General features: G+C 29.3%; 2 protein-coding genes. Both read right to left on the bottom strand.

Features of this window, described 5'->3' with window-relative positions:
• Positions 1 to 975: WD40/YVTN/BNR-like repeat-containing protein (locus ACH2BC_RS08670; RefSeq protein ID WP_395053598.1), on the bottom strand; the 975-nt coding region annotated here is incomplete at its 3' end.
• Between the two features lie 359 nt (positions 976 to 1,334).
• On the bottom strand, positions 1,335 to 2,878 hold a 1,544-nt coding region (locus ACH2BC_RS08665; protein WP_395053597.1), incomplete at its 5' end, for a GEVED domain-containing protein.

Here is a 2,878-nt window from a genome sequence, read left to right as displayed (position 1 = left end):
AGTTAATCCTGCATTTATGCTTTTATAAAAAATACCATTGCTATTAATAGCATAAGCAATTGTAGAACTGCCTGGTTTAAATTTCACATCCATAATTATTCCCGTTTGTTTCAGGGTAAAAGTTAATCCAGCATCGCTTGATACATATATTCCGCTGTTTGTTGCTATAATAATTGTATTACCATTATCTGACCATAAAACTTTATTACACTCTCCAACAACTGGTTTTACTGTCCAAGTTAAACCACCATCTGAACTTATCCTTAATGGGTTACTACCTAACATTATTTTGTTTACATCTGTTGGATGAAATGCACTTGGACCGATGTTTTCTGAAATACCAGACCAATTGGAACCACCATCGATTGTTTTATAAAGGGTGCCAGCTTCGCTACTTGCCAATCTAATATTGGTTGAAGATGGTGCTACGCTGATATTATAAATGCAGGTACTTTGAGGTACTTGTACATCATTTAGCATAACCTCTTTTGAACCAATTTGCGACCAACTGTTAACTAGAACATTTTTATTGGCGTTTTTAGCGTAGGTATTAGATATGTTTTTTTCTTTATTTTCCGCTTGTCTAAAAAAAGCATCTTTGGTTGGCATTTCAATAAATCCAGTTTCATTTATCCAATTTGTTGGTACTTTTCTTACAAAATTTAGTGCAAATTGCACAATTGGATTTTCTGAAATACTTTCTTTGAGTTCGTTTTCTTGTTCACTATCATTTTCTTTTTTGACTTTTTCTTTTCTCTCTTTTTTTTCAGCTATAACCCAACTATTGATATCAGTTTTTAACTTATTGACGTTAATTTGATCTGGATTATCGTAAAACTGAATTGCCCAAATAGGAGTATTACTTGTTTTATAGGGCAAATTAGAAAAGTTAATATAATCTTTTATACTCATTTTGGTTTCTTGGGAAAAACCCAATTGAAAAAATAAAAGTGCAATAATTAATTTGTATTTCACGATGATTGATTATTTTGTTTGATTATTAATTTATTTTAAAAGTATTATTGAATTTAAACATTCTGGCTATTTAATAAGGCTCTGCAATCTTAATTTTTGTTATGAGGACACATTTCTCTTCTTTTTGATTGTAAAAAATATTAAATAGTAATTGCCTGATTTATAATAAATCATCTATTATATAATACTACGTATGTAATTTTAAAAAATTTAATAATGATTTTTGGTAAAAGTTCAACATACTTTATTTTGAACAAAGATTATGATTGTATTTTACCAATTATTTTTTGTAAATTATATCAAAAATAGAAACTAAAAAATGAAAATAATTTTATTGGTTTCTGAAAAAATAAAAATATTTATTTTACAACAATTTTTTTAGTTGTGGTTATAAAATCATTTGTAACTTTCACAAAATAAATACCAGTGGTTGCATTAAAATTTACATCTTCTATTGAATTCTTAATTTCTTTTTTGAAAATCAATTGACCGTTAACAGAGTAAATTTCAAGTTTGGCATCACTATTTAAAACTGAACCTAGATTAATTGTGAAATTTCCATTGTTAGGATTTGGATATATTGCAAATTTATTTTCTAAAAAATTAGTTGTATTTAACGAAGTTGGATTTACTTTTATTGTATAATCTTCAACTTCTCCATAACCTATTGTTCCGCAAGGCAGTGGGTTGCTTGATCCATATTGTATTCTTGTTCGTAACCTATTATTGCCGATATGTGCATTTGCTGGAATTGTTATTGTGCCAGTACCAGTGCCTGTTGAACCAACTGTTCCTGTATATGTTATTGCTATCTTTTCATTTATATCATTAAAATCGCCATCATAATTCCAATCTACCCAGCAATCCATTGTGTCTGTGCTAAAATGTTTTCCATTAATGATTGTAATTGGGTAGCTTTGACCTATTGAAACATTTGTAGAAATTGCTGAAAAATTTGAGTAACTTGGACCTTGTGTGCTTGTGTTATTTATTGTGTTAATAATAACTTGTTTTATATATTCATCTGATGTATTTGTGCCTTCGCCATCACAATATATTGGCACAAAACCAATTGTAATTGGAAAAACTTGATAAGAACTATACTGATTTAATTCTCCACCTGTTACCGTGTAATTTAAAGTTGCTACCGTTCCAATTGGTGTTGTCGCACTGGCTGTTATATTATAAATAAATGTTTTATTTTGGTTTATATCCAAAATTACTGGAACTGTATTTACAGGATTTAATGTCAAATAATTACTTATTGAATTTATTGAACCAATAACATTTGAAACTAGTGCGTGACCATTATTTGAAGATTGAATACTAACAGTTGCTGTTTCTCCTGGATCAAGAATTCCATTGTTATTTCCAGCTGAATCGTTAATAGTTATTGTTGTTGGAATTGTAAATTTTGGTGCATTCAAAACTATATTTATAATAGCACTCCAAGTATGTTCTGCATTATCGGTAAAAACTAAATCAAATTTTACTGTTTGACCATCAACTACATTGTTTGGTATTGAAAATGTAAATGCGTTATTTATTAAAATACTTTGTGCAGCATTAATTGTGTTATAATTTTCAGTATAATCTGTAATATTTACAAGGTTACTATTTGTTGATATGGTTGCATTAACAGCGTTTGCATTGTACCCTGAACCACTTGCAGCAACATTTTCTAATCTAACATTTAAAGAAACGGTTTTCCCATAATTAGTTGCTACAGATGTTGTGTAAGAATTTAAGACAACGAAAGGTTGATTTGCTGGCGCAATATTTATTGTGCTGACATATTGAACTTTGTTTTGAGCAGTGACAACTAAAGCGGCTTTTGCTGGTGCAAATGGAATCGCGATTTTGAATTTTAATGCTAATTCAGTTGTGGTAGGTACCGCCGATT

Source organism: Flavobacterium sp., from assembly GCF_043760115.1.
Lineage (GTDB): Bacteria > Bacteroidota > Bacteroidia > Flavobacteriales > Flavobacteriaceae > Flavobacterium.
The sequence above is the reverse complement of the archived record's forward strand: the minus strand, read 5'-3'. Positions and strand labels throughout refer to the sequence as shown.